At 33.1% G+C, this 19,028-nt stretch carries 20 protein-coding genes, 1 riboswitch and 1 other annotated feature; of the genes, 16 read left to right on the top strand and 4 right to left on the bottom strand.

Annotation, left to right across the window (positions count from 1 at the left end; genetic code table 11):
• Window positions 1-20 precede the first annotated feature (20 nt).
• The gene (locus tag HMPREF0520_RS03080) at window positions 21-1,367 is read right to left on the bottom strand and encodes a C1 family peptidase (RefSeq protein WP_006729452.1); all 1,347 of its coding nucleotides are present in this window, start codon (window positions 1,365-1,367) and stop codon (window positions 21-23) included.
• Between the two features lie 147 nt (window positions 1,368-1,514).
• Between HMPREF0520_RS03080 and HMPREF0520_RS03085 the strand changes: the two genes are divergently transcribed.
• From HMPREF0520_RS03085 to HMPREF0520_RS03115, 7 genes are all read left to right on the top strand, one after another.
• Window positions 1,515-2,066, top strand: a complete 552-nt coding sequence (locus HMPREF0520_RS03085; RefSeq protein ID WP_006729453.1) for a dCTP deaminase/dUTPase family protein — start codon at window positions 1,515-1,517, stop codon at window positions 2,064-2,066.
• On the top strand, window positions 2,066-3,445 hold the full coding sequence (radA, locus tag HMPREF0520_RS03090; protein WP_006729454.1) for a DNA repair protein RadA: 1,380 nt from the start codon (window positions 2,066-2,068) through the stop codon (window positions 3,443-3,445). The genes HMPREF0520_RS03085 and radA overlap by 1 nt, the downstream gene beginning before the upstream one ends.
• Window positions 3,446-3,524: 79 nt before the next feature.
• Window positions 3,525-5,024, top strand: coding sequence for a glutamate--tRNA ligase (gene gltX / locus HMPREF0520_RS03095; protein WP_010221934.1), 1,500 nt, complete (start codon window positions 3,525-3,527; stop codon window positions 5,022-5,024).
• A gap of 120 nt (window positions 5,025-5,144) precedes the next feature.
• Entirely contained in the window at window positions 5,145-6,557 is a 1,413-nt protein-coding gene (gene cysS, locus HMPREF0520_RS03100; protein ID WP_006729457.1) for a cysteine--tRNA ligase, read from the top strand.
• Complete coding sequence (locus HMPREF0520_RS03105) at window positions 6,544-6,987, top strand: Mini-ribonuclease 3 (RefSeq protein ID WP_006729458.1); 444 nt, start codon at window positions 6,544-6,546, stop codon at window positions 6,985-6,987. The genes cysS and HMPREF0520_RS03105 overlap by 14 nt, the downstream gene beginning before the upstream one ends.
• Window positions 6,968-7,744 carry a 23S rRNA (guanosine(2251)-2'-O)-methyltransferase RlmB gene (gene rlmB, locus HMPREF0520_RS03110; protein WP_006730544.1) on the top strand — a complete coding sequence of 259 codons (777 nt, stop codon included), beginning with the start codon at window positions 6,968-6,970 and terminating at the stop codon, window positions 7,742-7,744. The genes HMPREF0520_RS03105 and rlmB overlap by 20 nt, the downstream gene beginning before the upstream one ends.
• 112 nt (window positions 7,745-7,856) lie before the next feature.
• Complete coding sequence (locus HMPREF0520_RS03115; RefSeq protein ID WP_010221931.1) at window positions 7,857-8,402, top strand: DNA-directed RNA polymerase sigma-70 factor; 546 nt, start codon at window positions 7,857-7,859, stop codon at window positions 8,400-8,402.
• 114 nt (window positions 8,403-8,516) lie between these two features.
• Here HMPREF0520_RS03115 and HMPREF0520_RS03120 read toward each other — a convergent pair whose 3' ends face one another.
• Window positions 8,517-9,782 carry an MFS transporter gene (locus HMPREF0520_RS03120; protein ID WP_006729461.1) on the bottom strand — a complete coding sequence of 422 codons (1,266 nt, stop codon included), beginning with the start codon at window positions 9,780-9,782 and terminating at the stop codon, window positions 8,517-8,519.
• A gap of 138 nt (window positions 9,783-9,920) precedes the next feature.
• Here HMPREF0520_RS03120 and rpmG point away from each other — a divergent pair, with 138 nt between their 5' ends.
• The 7 genes from rpmG to rplL all read left to right on the top strand — a co-directional run bounded on the left by rpmG (window position 9,921) and on the right by rplL (window position 13,378).
• On the top strand, window positions 9,921-10,070 hold the full coding sequence (rpmG, locus tag HMPREF0520_RS03125) for a 50S ribosomal protein L33 (protein ID WP_006729462.1): 150 nt from the start codon (window positions 9,921-9,923) through the stop codon (window positions 10,068-10,070).
• 5 nt (window positions 10,071-10,075) lie between these two features.
• Window positions 10,076-10,243, top strand: a complete 168-nt coding sequence (gene secE / locus HMPREF0520_RS03130; protein ID WP_006729463.1) for a preprotein translocase subunit SecE — start codon at window positions 10,076-10,078, stop codon at window positions 10,241-10,243.
• Window positions 10,244-10,320: 77 nt separating this feature from the next.
• Window positions 10,321-10,872 carry a transcription termination/antitermination protein NusG gene (nusG, locus tag HMPREF0520_RS03135; RefSeq protein WP_006729464.1) on the top strand — a complete coding sequence of 184 codons (552 nt, stop codon included), beginning with the start codon at window positions 10,321-10,323 and terminating at the stop codon, window positions 10,870-10,872.
• Between the two features lie 141 nt (window positions 10,873-11,013).
• Window positions 11,014-11,439, top strand: coding sequence for a 50S ribosomal protein L11 (gene rplK / locus HMPREF0520_RS03140; RefSeq protein ID WP_006729465.1), 426 nt, complete (start codon window positions 11,014-11,016; stop codon window positions 11,437-11,439).
• Window positions 11,440-11,535: 96 nt separating this feature from the next.
• On the top strand, window positions 11,536-12,228 hold the full coding sequence (gene rplA / locus HMPREF0520_RS03145; protein ID WP_006729466.1) for a 50S ribosomal protein L1: 693 nt from the start codon (window positions 11,536-11,538) through the stop codon (window positions 12,226-12,228).
• 85 nt (window positions 12,229-12,313) lie between these two features.
• Window positions 12,314-12,432: a sequence feature (ribosomal protein L10 leader region), on the top strand.
• Window positions 12,433-12,470: 38 nt separating this feature from the next.
• The gene (gene rplJ, locus HMPREF0520_RS03150) at window positions 12,471-12,971 is read left to right on the top strand and encodes a 50S ribosomal protein L10 (RefSeq protein ID WP_006730586.1); all 501 of its coding nucleotides are present in this window, start codon (window positions 12,471-12,473) and stop codon (window positions 12,969-12,971) included.
• A 44-nt stretch (window positions 12,972-13,015) separates the two neighbouring features.
• Complete coding sequence (gene rplL / locus HMPREF0520_RS03155) at window positions 13,016-13,378, top strand: 50S ribosomal protein L7/L12 (RefSeq protein ID WP_006729468.1); 363 nt, start codon at window positions 13,016-13,018, stop codon at window positions 13,376-13,378.
• A gap of 78 nt (window positions 13,379-13,456) precedes the next feature.
• On the opposite strand, the gene HMPREF0520_RS03160 is transcribed toward rplL, so the two are convergent.
• Entirely contained in the window at window positions 13,457-14,740 is a 1,284-nt protein-coding gene (locus HMPREF0520_RS03160) for a nucleobase:cation symporter-2 family protein (RefSeq protein WP_006729469.1), read from the bottom strand.
• A complete protein-coding gene (locus HMPREF0520_RS03165; RefSeq protein WP_006729470.1) occupies window positions 14,740-15,318 on the bottom strand; it encodes a xanthine phosphoribosyltransferase in 579 nt (192 codons plus the stop codon). Before HMPREF0520_RS03165 ends, HMPREF0520_RS03160 begins: the two co-directional genes overlap by 1 nt.
• A 68-nt stretch (window positions 15,319-15,386) precedes the next feature.
• Window positions 15,387-15,484: riboswitch (purine riboswitch) on the bottom strand.
• A 171-nt stretch (window positions 15,485-15,655) separates the two neighbouring features.
• Between HMPREF0520_RS03165 and guaA the strand changes: the two genes are divergently transcribed.
• Together guaA and HMPREF0520_RS03175 are read left to right on the top strand one after the other, a co-directional pair.
• Entirely contained in the window at window positions 15,656-17,209 is a 1,554-nt protein-coding gene (guaA, locus tag HMPREF0520_RS03170; RefSeq protein WP_006729471.1) for a glutamine-hydrolyzing GMP synthase, read from the top strand.
• A 172-nt stretch (window positions 17,210-17,381) separates the two neighbouring features.
• On the top strand, window positions 17,382-18,746 hold the full coding sequence (locus HMPREF0520_RS03175; RefSeq protein WP_006730539.1) for a HEPN domain-containing protein: 1,365 nt from the start codon (window positions 17,382-17,384) through the stop codon (window positions 18,744-18,746).
• The last annotated feature ends 282 nt before the right edge of the window (window positions 18,747-19,028 follow it).

Consider the following 19,028-nt stretch of genomic DNA (forward strand, 5'->3'; position numbering starts at 1 on the left):
TTACTACTGTTTTTGATTTATTAGAATTTTGCTAATGCTCCCATAGGATCCCAAGGTAATAATTGAATTGGTGCTTTGGAACCATCTTCGAAGATTTCTTTAAGTTCAGCTGATAAATGTTTTTTATTAACTACTGCTTGATATACGAATGAATCAAACCATGCATCGCTCATAACGAAGTATCCTTTAAAGCCTGGTTTTTCGCCCCATGAATTTTCAATTTTCCATTTGGTTGGTTTACCATCTACCAAATCCACACCAGTAATTACCATAGCGTGATCCATTAATGATTCACCAGAGTTTAATGCATCGGCTTTAGATAAATTCAAATCAATATCAAATAACTCATTACGTTTGTATAATTCAGTATCTAATAACCCTTCTTGGCGTTCAGAGTTTTTGACAACATTAGAACCGAACCAAACAACTTCACCTGATTTTAATTGCTTAATAATTAGATCTTTCATTTCATCTATTGGTAAGTTTAGATGACGTACTTGACGACCATCGACTACATTACCTAAATATTCTACTGAAAATACTTTGTGGAAAGGCTTATCAGCAGTAGGTGCATTTATTGTTGAAATATATTGACTTAGATCCCAACCTACATATTTTTTGAAAAATTCTTTCGGTGTTAAATTTGCATCACGGTGATATTGATTGTCGTCATCTTTATATTCAAAATCAAAAGTTTTTGGCGGTACACCTAATGATATAGCTAATACACGATATACTTCTTTAAGCATTTCATCTTTACGAGTTTGTACATCTTGGGAACTTGTGCCATTTTGTACTAACTTACGTAATTCTAAACCGTGTTTACGTAATAATGTATTCAATGTATCATTTAATGCACTTGAAGCAGTTGCACTGAAAGTTTCAGGATAAATATATTTAGGCACAATACCATATTTTTCAATTATTCCACATAACATATCCCATTGACCACCATCTTGTTGAGGAGTGCCGAAAAGGAATGAAACTTTACGATCACCTAAGTCGTCATTTGCAGTGCTAATGACATTTTCGAAAAACCAATTAGCTTTTTCAAATTTGTCCCAGAAGTTAGTATAGTTTTGAGATAATTCGAAATCTTTGATTTTGAAATTCTTTTGTAATGGATGACGCATAGTATTTAATGCACTAAACATCCAGCAACGACCTGATGCTTTTTGATTAGCAACTTTACCTGTTTCAATCTCAATTGAAAATGTAGGATCTAAATTAACTTTTGTTTGTAAATTTTGGCTTGCTTTAAAAATACCATTTTGTTGCACAGCACGAGCGGCAATTTGTGAATCTTTGCGTGAAGCAAAATCTTTTTCAAAGTTGTCAATAATCGCAGAAGTAATTTCTTTTGTCATTTTTTTCCTCCAAAAAATAATAATTATATATTAATCATTTTATAACATAAAATATATTTAGTCTAATAATCAGTATGATTAAAATTAATGATTTTTGCGTAATAAGTATGTAGAATAAGTATCAAAGAGCAGTTAAGGAGAGATCAAATGAAAAAACGTGGATTTGAAGTTGTTTCAAAATATAGGGATGCCAATATTAACTTACCAAAAAGGCAAACTAAAGGCAGTGCAGGTTACGATTTTGAAGCTGCTGTTGATATGACTATTCCCTCTATTTGGAGTTTGAATTTTGTTAGAATTTTTAGATTGATTAGAAATCAACATATACTTAATGAATTTGACTTTGAAAAAGCTGAAAAAATTATCAAGCCATTTTTAGTACCTACAGGTATTAAGAGTTATATGGGGGATGATGAAGTTTTAATTTTAGCTAATCGATCTTCGAATACATTTAAACGTAATTTGTCATTACCAAATGGAATAGGTGTGGTTGATAGCGATTACTATAATAATGACAATAATGAAGGGGAAATTTTCTTTCAATTTATTAATTATGGTGTTCGTCCTTTTAAAATAAAAAAAGGTGATCGAATTGGACAAGGAATTTTTATGCCATTTTTGAAGGCGGATGAGGATGGCGATTTATTAGTTAAACGACAAGGTGGCTTTGGCTCGTCTGGTTTTGGTGGAGAAAAATAATGGCAAAATTAAAAACTCAATATCGTTGTAAGAATTGCGACTATGTATCAGCTTCTTATTTAGGCCGTTGTCCAAATTGTGGTGCATGGAATCAATTGGAAAAAGAGACTGAAGTTGCTAAAACTACTTCCAATCTGCTTACTGCTAGTAGATTAATTACATCTATAGGTAATAATGAGCCTAAAAAATTAAGTGAGATAGACATTAAAAAGCAAATTCGTATTACTACTCCATTTTCTGAATTAAATCGTGTGCTGGGTGGCGGAATAGTTCCTGGATCTTTAGTGCTTGTTGGTGGTGATCCTGGTATAGGTAAATCAACTTTAATGCTACAAATTATGGGGAGTATTGCCAATTCTCATAAGGTTTTATATGTTTCAGGTGAAGAATCTGCAAGTCAAATTAAAATGCGTGCAGAAAGGCTACATATTAGTGATACAGAATTACTTTTATATTCTGAAACTAATATGGAAAATATTAGAGAACAGATAGTTGATCTTAAGCCGGAATTTTTAGTCATCGATTCAATTCAGACAATGAATGAGCCATCGCAAGATTCGATGGTAGGATCTGCTACTCAAGTTAGAGAAGTTACAGCGGAATTACTTAAAATTGCTAAAATTGATAAGATAACAGTTTTCGTTATTGGCCATGTGACCAAAGAAGGTGCTATTGCTGGACCTAAAATCTTAGAACATATGGTTGATACAGTGTTATATTTTGAAGGTGATAAGCACCATTCTTATAGAATTCTGCGTTCTGTTAAAAATCGTTTCGGTGCTACCAACGAAATAGGAATGTTTGAGATGAAGGAGGAAGGACTGAGTGAGGTAACTAATCCTTCTGCCGTTTTCTTAGATGAAAGATTACCTAATTCTACTGGTTCGGCTATTGTTGTATCACTTGAAGGAACTAGGCCTATTTTAGCTGATATTCAGGCACTAGTGACTCCTACCGCTTTTGGCTATGCTAAGAGAACAACATCTGGATTAGATTATAATCGAGTGGCTTTATTACTAGCTGTTTTAGAAAAAAGGGGTAATTTGATGTTACAAAATCAAGATGCTTTCTTGACTGCTACAGGAGGAATTAAACTTAATGAACCAGCTATTGATTTAGCTATTTGTATGGCAGTAGCTTCTAGTTATAAGAATAAAGAAATAGCAGTTACTGATTGTTTCGTTGGTGAGGTAGGACTTACTGGTGAGATTAGACGAATTAATAATATTGAAGCTCGTGTCAAGGAGGCTGCTACTAGAGGATTTAAACGCATTTTTGTTCCGAAATATAATGTATCAGCCAAATTACAATCACACACAACTATTGAAATTGTAGGTGTAATTAGTTTAATGGAAGCATTGAAGATTGAGTTTACATAGATTGAACTTTTTGATGGAAACGAGTAAACTATCATAGGTGTATAGTAATAATTTTTTTAATTGAAAGAGGCGTTTGGATTTGGCTAAAGAAAAAATTCGTGTACGTTATGCCCCTAGTCCAACGGGACATTTACATATTGGTAATGCACGTACAGCATTGTTTAATTACTTATTTGCTCGCCATAATAAGGGAACTATGGTTTTGCGAATTGAGGATACTGATCAAAAGCGTAATGTTGAAGGTGGATCTAAATCACAGATGGAAAATCTACATTGGCTAGGAATCGATTGGGATGAAGGCCCTGATGTAGGTGGTGAATATGGACCATATAGACAATCTGAAAGAAAAGATATCTATAATAAGTATATTCAACAACTTTTAGATGAAGGTAAAGCATATTATTCATATACTACTTCTGAGGAATTAGAAGCACAACGTGAAGAACAACGTGCGATGGGTATAGCACCTCATTATACTTATGAATATGAAGGAATGACAGCAGATGAGATTAAGCAAGCACAAGCAGCTGCAGAAGCTAAAGGGTTAAAGCCTGTTGTTAGAATTCACATACCAGAGCGTCGGACATATGCTTGGGATGATATGGTTAAAGGTCACGTATCTTTTGAGTCTGATACCATTGGTGGCGACTTTGTTATTCAAAAACGTGATGGTATGCCTACTTACAATTTTGCAGTAGTAATTGATGATCATTTGATGGAAATTACTCATGTTTTACGTGGTGATGATCATGTCGCAAATACTCCAAAACAGTTGGTAGTTTATGAAGCCTTTAATTGGACACCGCCTAAATTTGCCCATATGACTTTGATAATCAATGCAGCTACTGGTAAAAAGCTTTCTAAGCGTGATGAATCTGTGCTTCAATTTATTGAACAATATCGTGATCTTGGATATTTACCAGATGCAATGTTTAATTTTATTACTTTGTTAGGTTGGTCCCCTGTAGGTGAAAGTGAACTATTTGGACGCAAAGAGTTGATTAAGTTATTTGATCCCAAGAGATTATCCAAATCTCCAGCTGCTTTTGATAAAAAGAAGCTTGAGTGGGTAAATAATCAATATGTCAAGAATGCTGATCGTGATACATTGTTGGATTTATCTTTAAATAATTTGCAAGAAGCAGGATTAGTAGAGCAGGATCCTAATCCAGAAAAAATGGAGTGGATACGTCAATTAGTAAATATTTATTCTGTTCAGATGTCTTATACTAAACAGATTGTAGATTTGGGACGAATTTTCTTTGAAGAGGAACCTAAGTTAACTGAAGCTGAACTTGATGAAATTAAGAATGATGATGCTCGCCCAGTGATTGAAGAATTTAAAAAACAATTATCACAGGTGCCACGTTTTACTGCTGTGCAAGCTATGAATGCAATTATGGCAACTAGAGCTGCTACAGGAGTTAAAGGTAGAAAACTATTTATGCCAATAAGAATAGCTGCTACTCGTTCTATGATTGGACCTGGTATTGGAGAAGCAATTGAATTGATGGGTAAAGAAAGAGTTATGCATCATTTGGAACTTACTTTAACCGAGTTGAATGAAGCTAATATTTAAAAAGTATGGTTGCTTTTTTACAGTTAAAAATAGGATGCAAGTCGTATGTATACGGGTTGGATTCTATTTTTTTTTTGTTAAAATAAATAATAAGAATATACTGCAGAAAGAGGTACATTGGTGAAAATATTTAATACATTATCCAATAAAAAGGAAGAATTTAAGCCGCAAATTGCGGGTAAAGTCAATATGTATGTATGTGGACCGACAGTTTATAATTACATTCATATTGGTAATGCACGTAGTGTTATTGCTTTTGACACCATCCGCCGGTATTTGGAATATCGTGGTTATGAAGTAAAGTATATTTCTAATTTTACTGATGTAGATGACAAAATGATTAATCAAGCACGAAAAGAAAATGTTAGTGTGGCTGATTTAGCAGATAGATATATTAAGGCATTTGTTGCTGATACTACAGCCTTAAATATAAAACCAGCTACATTTAATCCTCGTGCTACGGAAGAAATTACTGATATCATTAGCTTTATTAAAGTATTAATAGCTAAAGGATACGCTTATGTAGTAGATAATGATGTATATTTCAGAGCTAAAAAATTTACCAAATATGGTTGTCTGAGTGGTCAAAATATTGATGAATTAGAAGAAGGTGCTTCGCAACACATTAGTGTAGAAGAACAAAAGAAAAAAGAAGATGCGATTGATTTTGCATTATGGAAAGGTCAGAAGACTTTAGATGAGATTGCTTGGAATTCTCCTTGGGGCAAAGGAAGACCAGGATGGCATATAGAATGCTCTGTTATGAGTACTAAATATTTGGGCAATACAATTGATATTCATGGTGGTGGACAAGATTTGCAATTTCCACATCATGAAAATGAATTGGCTCAAAGTGAAGCTAAAACTGGGCAAAAATTTGTCAATTATTGGTTACACAATGGCTTTGTTACCGTAGGTGAGAAGCAAGAAAAAATGTCTAAATCATTGAATAATTTTATTACGGTACATGATTTATTAAAAAAGGTTGATCCGCAAGTATTACGTTTTTATATGTCTAGTGTTCAATATAGAAAACCTATTAATTATACAGAAGATGGATTAAAACAAGCAGAAGCAGTATTAAAACGCTATAAAAATATTTTGCGTAATATCAAAGAACGCTTGTCCGAGAAAAATGATGTCTCAGATTCTGATTTAGCAGAGCGACTAATTGATGCCAAGAAAAAATTTATAGCTGCAATGGATGATGATTTTAATGTGCAAAATGCATTAAGTGTGATGCATGAATTGACTTTGCATGTAAATGTTCACTTGAATAACGATTTCATTGATCATAAAAATTTACATGATTTTGTTCAATTAATGGATGAGTGGTTGCTGATTTTTGGTGTAAAAATTACTACTGAAATGGAAAATGATGATACTATTCAAAAATTGGTAGATCAACGAAATCTTGCACGACAAAACAAAGATTGGGCGACTAGTGATCAAATTCGAGATGAATTATTAGCGAAGGGAATTATTTTAGAAGATACTCCACAAGGAACTAGGTGGCATCATGTTAAAGCCTAAAAAAATAGTTGAAAAAGATATTGATCCTAATACCATAGGTTCACTAGCCTTAGCTTATTTAGGAGATGGTGTTTATGAGGCAGCCATTAGGCAACATTTAGTAAAGGGTGGGATTGTTCGCCCTCAGCATTTGCAAGGTTACGCTACTCATTATGTCTCTGCTAAAGCTCAAGCAGGATTAATCACTAAGATGAAAGAGCTAAATAAATTAACTGCTGAAGAAATAGCCATCTTTAAACGGGGAAGAAATGCTAATAGTTATACACATGCTAAAAACACGAGTATTAGCACATATAAACTTTCAACTGGATTTGAAGCAATGATTGGTTATCTATATCTATCAAAGCAATATGATCGTTTGGATAATCTCATCGCTTGGTGTATTGAACAAGTGGAAAATGGAGAAAATAATGAAAAGCGATTCGAATAATGTTGATTTTGTCTTTGGCAGACATGCAGGGTTAGATTTTTTGAGAACGCAGGATGCAAGCTTGATTAATAAGATTTTTTTGCAAAATGGTGTGCAGGCAAGTATAGCTGATCAAGTGTATCAATTAGCTAAAAAGAAAAAAATAATAGTTCAAAGTGTTCCCAAAAGCAAATTAGATAAGTTAGTTGATCAGCAAAATCATCAAGGTCTTGTTTTGGCAATTACGCCTTTTGAATATACTGATTTGAATGATTTACTAAAAAGCATTGAAGAAAAAGCTGATCCATTTTTATTAATGCTGGATTCAATTGAAGATCCACATAATTTGGGTTCAATTTTAAGAACAGCAGATGCTACTGGCGTTGATGGTATTATTATTCCACAGAGACGGGCTAGTGGATTAACTTCCGTTGTAGCTAAAACTTCAACTGGTGCGATTGATTATGTCCCTGTAGTCCGTGTTAACAATTTGGTACAAACCGTTGATACCTTAAAAGATAAAGGTTATTGGTTTTTTGGTACAGCGATGTCAGGTGATAATTATACTAATTGGGATGCACGTGGAAAATGTGTATTGGTTATCGGTAATGAAGGTAAAGGAATATCACCATTGCTACTTAAACAAATGGACCAAACATTAACTATTCCGATGACAGGACACGTGCAATCTTTGAATGCTGGTGTTGCTACTGGAATTTTGTTATATCAAATGTTTAATAGCAGACAAGCTGTCAAAAATGGACAAATTAAGCAATAATTATTAATTTTGATTGACATAAATTATATAGTGTTTGCTTGAATAAATGTTCGCTTAAAAGATAATATTTTAACTACTAATCTGATATAAAAAAGTGAAAGAGGAATTTTTTGTGTCAGATAGTGAGTTAATTATGAGGGTGAAACAAAAAGATAATGATGCTTTACAGCAGTTGTTTGTGCGATACAAACCTGTAGTAAATAAAATCAAAGCCCAATATTATGTTAGAAATTATGATTATCAGGATTGGGATCAAGAAGCAATGATAGTTTGTTATGAAGCTTGCTGTTTGTACGATTTTGAAAGAAATAGTCAATTTGGAGCTTTTTATAAAACTAAATTTACGAATCGTGTTCGGTCTTTATTACGTTATGAATTAGCCAAAAGACGTGAAGCTAATAGAACTGCTATATCTTATGAATATGGCAATGATATTGGTATCATAATGGAAAAGTTTACTAATGATTATAAATTGCCAATTAGTGAAATTTATTCTCAATTTTTAAGCAATTTAAGTGAATTGGAGTTACTATCCATTTTAGTTTATTTAGGAAAATTATCGCATCAACAAGCTTGTAAAATTGGACGTTGTGATCGACTTAAACTTTTGCAGGCTAAAGCACGGTGTAAAAGGAAATTAAAAGATGAATTATTTTAATTTGATCTGTTGAAAGAAATCAAGCACTTTTAGCTTGAGTGATGCGGATGTAACTGTTAGAACAGCGATATTGAATATCATAAAAAAAATGTAGCCTGATGACAGGCTACATTTTTATTTTTTATTTGGATAATTTTTAAGCGTCAAGGCTAGTAAGATAAAACTGATCAAAAAGGCCAAGATATTAAGATACCAACCAATATTATAAGAATTTGTAGTATCAAATAAAAAGGCATCGATTAAAATAGCAAATGATAAAGCTAAAGCCCCGACCATATTGATAATTGATAAAATGTTACTATAGTCTTTAACACCGAATTCTTTTTTAATTAAATATGGTAAAGCAACCAAGCAGATTCCTTGCCCTAATCCTAGAATAAATGCTGATAAAACTAGGCTTAAGCCATTTTTTAATATAATTTGTCCATACCAGCCGCTTATTCCAAATAAAGCAAAGAATAGTAAAACAACTTTGGCATTGAAATAGTCTAATAAAAAACCGATAGATATTTTACCTAATGCTGCTCCAAACATGATTCCTGATACTACCAATCCGGCAGTTTGTATAGAAAAACCAATGTGGAGGATAGAGCCTGATACGTGTTGAACAGATCCTGATACAAATTGCAATAAAAACATAGCTATTGTTAAAGAGTAAAAGACTATTGTTTTTCGAGCTTGTTTTAATGTTAATCCTGACTCGTTTCCTGGTTTTACATGATCAACCTCGCTAGGTTCGCCATATGCATGATGTTTATCATTAGGTTGAGGAATAATGGTTAATGATGCTGGCACTAGTATTAACAAAATTAATAGGGCCTCAAAAATAAAACCGCCTCGCCAGCCAAAAGATTTAATAACATCAGCAACTAGCGGATTAAATATTGTACCACCGATACCTGATAAGCCTAAAGCAATTCCCATTACTGTTCCTAATTTAGCATTAAACCATTTTTGTAGTAATACTGGTATAGATAGGATAAAAGCTCCAGGCTGACAGATACCAATAATGATATATACTATGTAAAACCAACCTAAATTATTAGCAATGCTTAAACTTAAAAAGCCAATTCCAATGATTGCAAATAAAATCGTTAGTAACCATTTTAAGTTAACTTTAGACATAATTTTTCCAGCAATTAGCAAAGTGATTGCTGAAGCTAAATTTTGTAAGGTAACCATTAGTGAAATACTTGATTTGTTAACATGTAATTCTTTGCATAAAGGAATAAAAAATAAACCTACCGTATTAACAATTAGTCCAAATCCAATTAGTGATATGAGACAGCTTACTATAAAAATCCACCAGGCATATATACTGCGTTGATTTGTCACAATAAATAACCTACTTTCTAACAAAATATAATCAATAAATATCATAAACTAAAAAAGTACAAGATATCTCTTAAATTGGTAAGTTTAAGTTTTTTTTATAAAATATAAGCAAATCTTTAGTAAATAATAAATTGAAAAAAGTGCATTTATTTGTTAAGATAGTTTAAGCTTAGGAGTGATTGTATGGTAGTAAAGAAAGCATCACTTGCATGTACAATATGCGGATCACGTAATTATTCAATTGCAGCAAGTAAAAGTAGAACTCAGAGATTGGAATTAAATAAATTCTGCAAATATTGCGGTAAGAAGACTTTGCATAAAGAAACGAGGTAATTTAAATGTTTAAATTTATCAAAGAAGTTATAGCTTCTATGAAAAAAGTAACTTGGCCTACATTAGAGCAAAATAGGCGTGATACTTCTACTGTTGTATGGTGTTCAATTTTATTTGCTGCTTATTTGGGCGTGTTGGATTTTATATTCCAACAATTAGTTAAATTATTGTAAAATCTATGGTATAATTTCTTATATCTTATTGTGGCCTCCATTGGAGGTTTTTTATTTGCTTAATTAAGGAGAAATAAATGGTAGAAAGCAGTAAAAAACAATGGTATGTATTGCATACTTATTCAGGATATGAAGAGAAAGTAAAAAAAGATGTATTATCACGTGCTCAATCTATGGGGATGCAAGATTATATTTTTAGAGTAATCGTTCCCGAAGTTAAGAAAAATGAAGTGGTACGTGGTCAGGAACAAAAAGTTGATGAAAAAGTATTTCCTGGTTATGTTTTAGTAGAGATGGTTATGACTGATGAAAGCTGGTTTGTAGTTAGAAACACGCCTAATGTTACTGGTTTTGTTGGTAGTCACGGTGGTGGTTCTAAGCCTTCTCCATTGTATGACGATGAAATAAAACGTATTCTAGCTGATCAAAATAAAGAAGCCGCACCTCAAAGTTATGATTTTGAGGTAGGAGAAACTGTTACTATTACTGAAGGTCCATTTAAGAATATGGAAGGTAAGATTAATAGTATCCAAACAGATAAAGAAAAATTACTTGTTTCTATTGACATGTTTGGTAGAGAAACTAATGCAGAGTTAGACTTCACACAAGTTAAAAAATTTGAGGCTTAAGCTGATTTATAAAATTAGTTACAACATTTGTTGAAATTAATTGTAAAAGATGATATTATACTGTAGTATCTTTATTATTGTGGGAGGAGAGAAAGGAAATCTCCATTATAACCACATCACGGAATCAAGGAGGTATTGACCGTGGCAAAGAAAGTAATTAACGTAGTTAAACTACAAATACCAGCTGGTGCAGCTACTCCTGCACCTCCAGTTGGTCCTGCATTGGGACAAGCCGGCATTAACATTGTTGGTTTTACAAAGGATTTCAATGCACGTACCGCAGATCAAAAGGGTATGATTATCCCTGTTGTTATTACAGTATATGAAGATCGTTCATTTGACTTCATTACTAAGACTCCACCTGCAGCAGTTCTTTTGAAAAAAGCTGCTAAAGTTGAAAAAGGATCTGGCGAACCTAATACTAAGAAGGTTGCGAAAGTAACTAAAGCTCAAGTTAAGGAAATCGCTGAAACCAAAATGCAAGATCTAAACGCTGCAGACGTTGAAGCTGCTATGCGCATGATTGAAGGTACTGCTAGAAGCATGGGCTTCGAAGTAGAAGATTAATCCATTTTCTAGAATGTCGGATCGTTAATCAAAGTTAACGAATCAGCGTGGGAGAGTTGAAGACTCGTTTGACCACATTTGCAAGGAGGAAATCACATGCCAAAGCATGGAAAGAAATATTTAGAAGCAGCAAAACTTGTTGAAGCTGGCAAGTTTTATACTGTTGATGAAGCTATGGAGTTAGTTAAGAAGACTTCATACGCAGGCTTCGATGCAACTGTTGAAGTTTCATTTAATTTATCAGTAGATCCAAAGCAAGCTGATCAACAAATTCGCGGATCACTTGTTCTTCCAAATGGAACAGGAAAGACCCAAAAAGTAATTGTTTTTGCTGAAGGACCTCAAGCTGAAGCTGCTAAAGCAGCAGGTGCTGATGAAGTTGGATCAGATGACTTAGTAGAAAAAGTTCAAAATGGCTATTTTGACTTTGATGTTGTTGTTGCTACACCAATGATGATGGCTAAGGTTGGTCGCTTAGGTCGTGTATTAGGACCTAAGGGTTTAATGCCTAACCCAAAGACTGGAACTGTAACAATGGATGTTGCTAAGGCTGTTGAGAATGTTAAAGCTGGACAAGTTGAATACCGTGTTGATAAACAAGGTTTGATTCATGCACCTATCGGTAAAGTTTCATTTGAAAGTGCAAAACTTGCTGAAAACTTTAATGCTTTACGTGAAGTTATTTTACGTGCTCGTCCTGCAGCAGCTAAGGGACAATACATGAAGTCAGTTGCAGTATCAGCAACATTTGGCCCTGGTATCTATTTAGATCCAATGACTTTAATGTAATTGAATAAGAAAGAAGTCATATCATAAATATGACTTTTTTTATGCCAATATATGTTGACAAAAAAAATTATAGTTGTTATTATATCAAAGGATGAAAGTTCTACCGAAGACTCGGGTGGCGTAAAGCCTTAATATCCCGCCGAGGCCAAGAAAGAATGGATATTTAATGCCACGTCTTTTTGGCGTGGTTTTTTGATTCTTACAGTAGAATTTATCTTAAAAAAATTTTGGAGGTGAATTCATTGAGTAAAGCTGCTATTGCTGCTAAAGAGAAATATGTTGATGCCTTTTCTGAGGAGTTAAAAGCTGCTAAGTCACTTTTAGTAGTTGACTACCTTGGCTTGACTGTTGACGAAGTAACAAGTTTACGTAAGGAATTACGTGAATCTGATGTTAAGATGAAAGTAGTCAAGAATACTTATTTAAAGCGTGCTGCTGAAAAAGCTGGCATTGAAGGCTTAGACGAAACTTTCTCAGGACCATCAGCTGTTGTTTATACCGATAACGCAGATGATATTACTGAACCTGCTCGTATTGTTTCAAAATATGCTAAGGATATTGAAGCATTATCAATTAAGGGTGGATTGCTTGAAGGTAGGGTTACCAGCGAAGAAGAGATCAAGCAAATCGCTTCCATTCCAGGTCGTGAAGGATTGCTTTCAATGCTTGTTTCTGTATTGCAGGCACCTGTTCGCAATGTTGCATATGCTGTTAAGGCTGTTGCTGAATCAAAGGGCGAATAAGATATCGTTCTATATATAATTAATTATTTTGGAGGAAAGTTATAATGGCTTTAGAAACTGATAAGATTATTGAAGCTTTAAAAGGTGCTTCAATTCTTGAATTGAATGACTTAGTAAAAGCAATTGAAGAAGAATTTGGCGTAACTGCTGCTGCTCCTGTTGCAGCTGCTGCTACTGCAGATGCAGCTGCAGCTAAGACTGAATTTGATGTTGAATTAACAGAAATTGGTCAAGAAAAAGTTAAGGTTATCAAGGTTGTTAAGGAAATCACTGGCCTTGGTCTTAAGGATTCAAAAGACCTTGTTGATGGTGCACCAAAGAACATCAAAGAAGGCGTTTCAGAAGCAGAAGCTAACGATATCAAGGCTAAACTTGAAGAAGTTGGTGCAAAAGTTACTGTTAAGTAATTTATTAAATCTGTATTTGCTGCCTTTAAATACGAAAAAAAACCTGACCATTCGGTCAGGTTTTTTATTTTGTAATAATTACTTGTTTTTATTTCTTTTACTAAATAATAAATTTAACATTGTGGCACTAAAACTTGCTACTACAATACCATTACCTAAGAAAAGTTGTAATGTTTTTGGTAATTGTTGAAAAATTTGTGGATAGACACTTACGCCTAAACCTAAGCCAATTGAAGTGGCTATAATTAATATATTTTCTGATTTACTAATATCTACTTGGGAAAGCATGTTAACACCTTGAACGACCACAATGGCAAACATAATTAACATAGCTCCTCCGAGTACTGAAACAGGAATGATCGAAACTAATGCTCCTATTTTTGGTAATAATCCCATTAGCATTAAAAATCCTGCAGCCCAGTAAATTGGCTTTTTGGAAGTAATGCCAGATAATTCTAAGACACCAACATTGTTAGAAAAAGTAGTGTAAGGAAATGTGTTAAAAATCCCACCTAAAATTTGAGCTAAACCTTCAGCACGGTATCCTTTGGTTAAGTCTTGTTTAGTTATATCTTTATTAATAATATTACCGATTGCTAAGAAAACACCAGTTGATTCCACCATGGAAACCACTGCGATAATAATCATAGTAATACATGATGAGATTTCAAACGATGGAGCACCAAAGTAGAAAGGTTGTGGTAAGTGGAACCATGAAGCTTGAGCTACGGGTTCTAATGAAACCATACCAAGTGTACTTGCAATCATTGTACCGAAGATCAAACCTAAGAGAATGGAAATTGATTTTAAAAATCCTTTACCAAATGCTTGGAAAGCTAAAATTATTAAAACGGTTGCAAATCCAGTGGCTAAACATTTAATATCACCAAAGTTTTTAGCAAGACTATTGCCACCACCAATATTTTGAAAAGCAATTGGAATTAAAGATAGACCAATGACTGTAATTAAACTACCTGTAACTACTGGTGGAAATAGTTTCTTAATCCTTGCAAATTGACTGGAAATTAAGACTACAAAGATACCAGCAACGATGATTGCACCATACATAGTAGTTATAGAAAAATGTTGACCAATCATTTGTAGGGGAGCTACTGCCTGAATAGCACATCCTAAAACAACAGGCAAGCCTATACCAAAGTATTTGTTTCTGAAAAGTTGTACAGCAGTTGCTAAACCACACATGAAAATATCTATAGATATTAAATATGTCATTTGTGCACTGTTAAAATGTAATGCGGTACCGATTAACATTGGTACTGCAACAGCACCGGAGTACATAGCTAATAAATGTTGTAAACCTAAAATAGCTTGTTTTCCTAAATTTGTATTTTGTTTATCCATTATTCTTCTCCCACAAAATGAACCGTGTTGTTGTCAAAATTTGCAATGCGTGCCAATGATTCTAAATGATAACCGTTATCGACAATCCATTTACTGCCTCCCTGAAATGTTTTTTCAATTACAATACCAACTCCAGCTACTTTAGAGTTAGCTTTTTTGGCTATATTGATTAGCCCCTTAACAGCTTCACCATTAGCTAAAAAATCGTCAATGATTAAAACTGAATCATCTTTGCTTAAAAACTTTTTATCCACATTTATTTTGTTAGTAACTTGTTTGGTATAAGAAAAAACTTCTGTTTCATAACATTCCTTATTTAAAGTGGATGGCTTAGATTTGCGAGCAAAAACTACAGGAACGTGAAAAATTAAGCCTGTAGTTAAAGCTGGTGCAATACCAGATGCTTCACATGTTAATATTTTTGTGATTTTTTCTCCGGTAAATAGTTTGCCAAATTCTTGCCCGATGGCAAACATTAAATCTGGATCTATTTGATGATTTAAAAACGAATTAACTTTTAATACGTTTCCCGGTAATAGTTCACCATCTTGGCGAATACGCTTTTCTAAAATTTCCACAATATCCTCCTAATACAAAAATAAGGACTTTTTACCCAAGCTATAGGTAAAAAAGCCCTTATTACAGAGAATATTAGCTTAAAACCTATAGTCCAAAATTTACGGTTTTGGGTAGAAACTATCAACCTTATTATGACAATATATAAGTTTATTTTTTTGATTTCGATTTTAATTCTAGCAAAATAACAACGATAAAACAATAAAAATAAAAAACTTTAATAGGATACTCGAATGCATTATCAAAAAAATATCTAAAATATTCGTATTTTATATTTGACGAAAGCCAAAATTATTAGTAATCTTTAGAGGATAGGAAAGCTGAAAAAGGAGTAAAAAGGTGACGAAAAAAATTTTGAGAGATTTTGATAAAATTATTGTGCTAGATTTTGGTAGCCAATATAATCAATTAATCACAAGACGACTACGTGATTTTGGTATTTATTCTGAATTGTTATCACATGATCTTTCAGCAGAAAAGATTAAGGAAATTAATCCTAAGGGGATAATTTTTTCTGGTGGTCCTAATAGTGTTTATGATCAAGATGCAATGAGAATAGATTCTGATATTTTTAAATTAGGAATTCCTGTATTAGGAATTTGTTATGGAATGCAGCTTATTTCGCATGTATTTGGTGGCAAAGTAGAGCGTGCTGAAAATTCTGAATATGGACGTGCAGATATTTCTGTTGCAGATGCCACTGAAGGCTTATTTGCGGGACTGCCTGTTAAACAAACCGTATGGATGAGTCATGGTGATTTAGTTACTCAAGTACCAGCAGGTTTTACAACTATAGCTTCTAGTGTAAACTGTCCAATTGCTGCGATTGCCAATGCTGAAAAAAATATTTATGGTATTCAATTCCATGCCGAAGTTCGTAACTCTGAATACGGTTTGGATATCTTGAAGAATTTTGCTTTTAATATTTGTCATGCTGAAGCTAACTGGACAATGGACGATTTCATTGGTATGGAAATTGAAGATATTCGTCAAACTGTTGGCAACAAAAAAGTTATTTTAGGATTATCTGGTGGTGTAGACTCTAGTGTAACTGCAACCTTATTACATCGAGCAATCGGTGATCAATTAACTGCTATTTTTGTTGATCATGGTATGTTGAGAAAAAATGAAGCTGAGCAAGTAATGGCAGCTTTAAATAAGGAATTGGGTATTAACATCATCAAAGTTGATGCTGCTGACAGATTTTTATCTAAATTAGCAGGTGTTACTGAACCTGAAAGAAAACGGAAGATTATCGGCAAAGAATTTATTGAAGTATTCAATGAAGAAGCTCAAAAATTGAAGGATATTGATTTTCTTGCTCAGGGAACTTTATATACAGATGTGATTGAAAGTGGTACTAATACTGCCAAAACTATCAAATCCCACCACAACGTAGGTGGTCTTCCTAAAGATATGCACTTTAGCTTGATTGAACCATTACGCAAATTATTTAAAGATGAAGTACGTGTTTTAGGTGAAAAATTAGGTTTGCCACATGATTTAGTATGGCGTCAACCATTTCCGGGCCCAGGTCTAGGTATTAGGGTAATTGGCGAAATTACAGCGGAAAAATTAGCCATAGTACGTGAAAGTGATGCAATTTTACGTGAAGAAATTAAGAATGCTGGCTTGCAAGAAGATATTTGGCAATACTTTACAGTTTTACCAGGTATTCGTTCAGTTGGTGTTATGGGTGATGGTCGTACATACGATTACACAATTGGTATTAGAGCAGTTACATCAATAGACGGTATGACTGCTGATTTTGCTCATATTCCATGGGAAGTTTTGCAAAAAATTTCTACTAGAATTGTTAATGATGTCGATCATATTAACCGTGTAGTCTATGATATTACTTCTAAGCCACCTGCAACTATCGAATGGGAATAAAAGGATAATGTTAGTTAGTATTGGAACACTGATATAACAGCATTTAGCAAGAATAAAAACTGCTTAAAAGGGTTTCTTTTGACATGAAAGTATGCCAAAAGTATGCCAGAATATAAACAGAACTCTTAGCTCTTTATGGCTAAGAGTTTTTTATTGGGAAAGAAGACTAATAATGAATAAAGTAAAAAATCTTCCTAATTTAGCTAAAAAAATTAAACGTATCATTGGTAAAATGGTAAGAGAAAATAATAAATTACTAAAAAAGTCAATGTCAGAAGATTATGATATGAGAAAAGATCCCAACTTATATGCAGTAAAATTTGGTAATAGATTATTATTCATTACTAAAGGTGCACATGAAGATTTTGTTAATCTTTTGGAAAATGTTGAGATAGTATTCAATGCTGAAAATATAGAGTACGATATTGATCAAATATCTTCTAAGCTTGAGAAATTCGTTGATAACATTGTTTCTAATAATGAGCCTTATAATCTGGATATGATAAATAGTTTTATTGATAGTATTAAAAAACCCAATTATAAGATTTATTTCTTTAGATTATTTGATTTTGCATATAAAGGAAAAATTAGTCTTGGTCAAAACATTATAATTATTAGTGGTCAGGAACTGTTGAAAGAAATACCTGAAGCTGAAGATTTGAACCGTAAAGCGGAAGAAAATCCAAAATATGAAAAATTAATTCAGCCAGAAGATATTTTATTAGGAGTATCCGTAATAGATTCAGGGAAAAGCGATAAAAGCTATTATCGTGCTTTAGCTTCTGCTAATTATATAAATAATATTATTAATTTCCTAAATGGTTTTAATCATAAACCTAGCCGGGTATTAGAACTAAGTCAACATATTATTCAAGAAGACGGATTGTATCAATTTACTAATAAAAGTGGGCATTTTTCAACTAAACAAACGCCTGGAATTTTGGAAGACGGTTGGAGTACATCAACAGGCATAAATCCAGATAATAGAAAAAAAGCAAATATGAATTTTGATAAACGTTGGTTGCCAATAATTTCCTTAATTGTTGAAGACTCAAATAAATTAACACCATTGCAAAAACAATGTGCAAGAGCCATTGATTGGATTGGTGATGGGATAGTTAACTCTAATCAAACTAAACAATTTTTGCAAATTATGATCTCGCTTGAAACAATAGTTGAACAAGATCCGGATAAATTAAAAGATAAATTAGAGAAGGATAAGCTTTGGAAAGAGGGATTATCCGTTTCAATTGAAGATCAATTAGTATCAATAATTAATTTAACTTGTTATCAGGGAGTTAAACCGCAGCAACTTAAGAAAAGCGATGCAGCCATTAAAAGAGCGTATGGATTAAGATCGAGAATTACGCATGATGGGGAGAAATTTCCGCAGGTTGATGCGACTGAAATGCTTAATACGTGGTATGGTTTAATATATACAATTATTACTGATGTTATGTTTACTAGTCGTTGGAATAATGTTTATGATTTGTGGAAAGCTGCAAATTTAAATATAAAAAACAATAAGAAGAATTAAAGTAGAAACTGCTAATTATCTAGATTAGCAGTTTTTGTATGATCAATTAGATATAATATATTTATCAAGTATTGAAGGGACAGGGAATAAAACCATTATATTAGTTAGAGTTGGAATGCCGATATATCAGCATTTAACAGGAACAAAAACTACTTAAAAAGGTATTAATTGACATAGAAATATGCCAAAAAGAAGGAGCTCTTAGTGTGATAACTAAGGGCTTTTGTCATGTTTGAAGTATTGAGTTAGATGTTAGATTCAACGATAATAGTATTAATGAAT

This window comes from Lactobacillus iners DSM 13335 (assembly GCF_000160875.1).
GTDB lineage: Bacteria > Bacillota > Bacilli > Lactobacillales > Lactobacillaceae > Lactobacillus > Lactobacillus iners.

What these genes read in the sequence shown, in the direction of transcription:
- rplL (WP_006729468.1), top strand. Translation starts at nt 13,016, where the DNA reads ATGGCTTTAGAAACTGATAAGATTATTGAAGCTTTAAAAGGTGCTTCA.
- rplA (WP_006729466.1), top strand. Translation starts at nt 11,536, where the DNA reads ATGCCAAAGCATGGAAAGAAATATTTAGAAGCAGCAAAACTTGTTGAA.
- HMPREF0520_RS03080 (WP_006729452.1), bottom strand. Translation starts at nt 1,367, where the DNA reads ATGACAAAAGAAATTACTTCTGCGATTATTGACAACTTTGAAAAAGAT.
- secE (WP_006729463.1), top strand. Translation starts at nt 10,076, where the DNA reads ATGTTTAAATTTATCAAAGAAGTTATAGCTTCTATGAAAAAAGTAACT.
- HMPREF0520_RS03160 (WP_006729469.1), bottom strand. Translation starts at nt 14,740, where the DNA reads ATGGATAAACAAAATACAAATTTAGGAAAACAAGCTATTTTAGGTTTA.
- nusG (WP_006729464.1), top strand. Translation starts at nt 10,321, where the DNA reads ATGGTAGAAAGCAGTAAAAAACAATGGTATGTATTGCATACTTATTCA.
- HMPREF0520_RS03175 (WP_006730539.1), top strand. Translation starts at nt 17,382, where the DNA reads ATGAATAAAGTAAAAAATCTTCCTAATTTAGCTAAAAAAATTAAACGT.
- HMPREF0520_RS03105 (WP_006729458.1), top strand. Translation starts at nt 6,544, where the DNA reads ATGTTAAAGCCTAAAAAAATAGTTGAAAAAGATATTGATCCTAATACC.
- HMPREF0520_RS03085 (WP_006729453.1), top strand. Translation starts at nt 1,515, where the DNA reads ATGAAAAAACGTGGATTTGAAGTTGTTTCAAAATATAGGGATGCCAAT.
- rlmB (WP_006730544.1), top strand. Translation starts at nt 6,968, where the DNA reads ATGAAAAGCGATTCGAATAATGTTGATTTTGTCTTTGGCAGACATGCA.
- radA (WP_006729454.1), top strand. Translation starts at nt 2,066, where the DNA reads ATGGCAAAATTAAAAACTCAATATCGTTGTAAGAATTGCGACTATGTA.
- HMPREF0520_RS03120 (WP_006729461.1), bottom strand. Translation starts at nt 9,782, where the DNA reads ATGATATTTATTGATTATATTTTGTTAGAAAGTAGGTTATTTATTGTG.
- rpmG (WP_006729462.1), top strand. Translation starts at nt 9,921, where the DNA reads ATGGTAGTAAAGAAAGCATCACTTGCATGTACAATATGCGGATCACGT.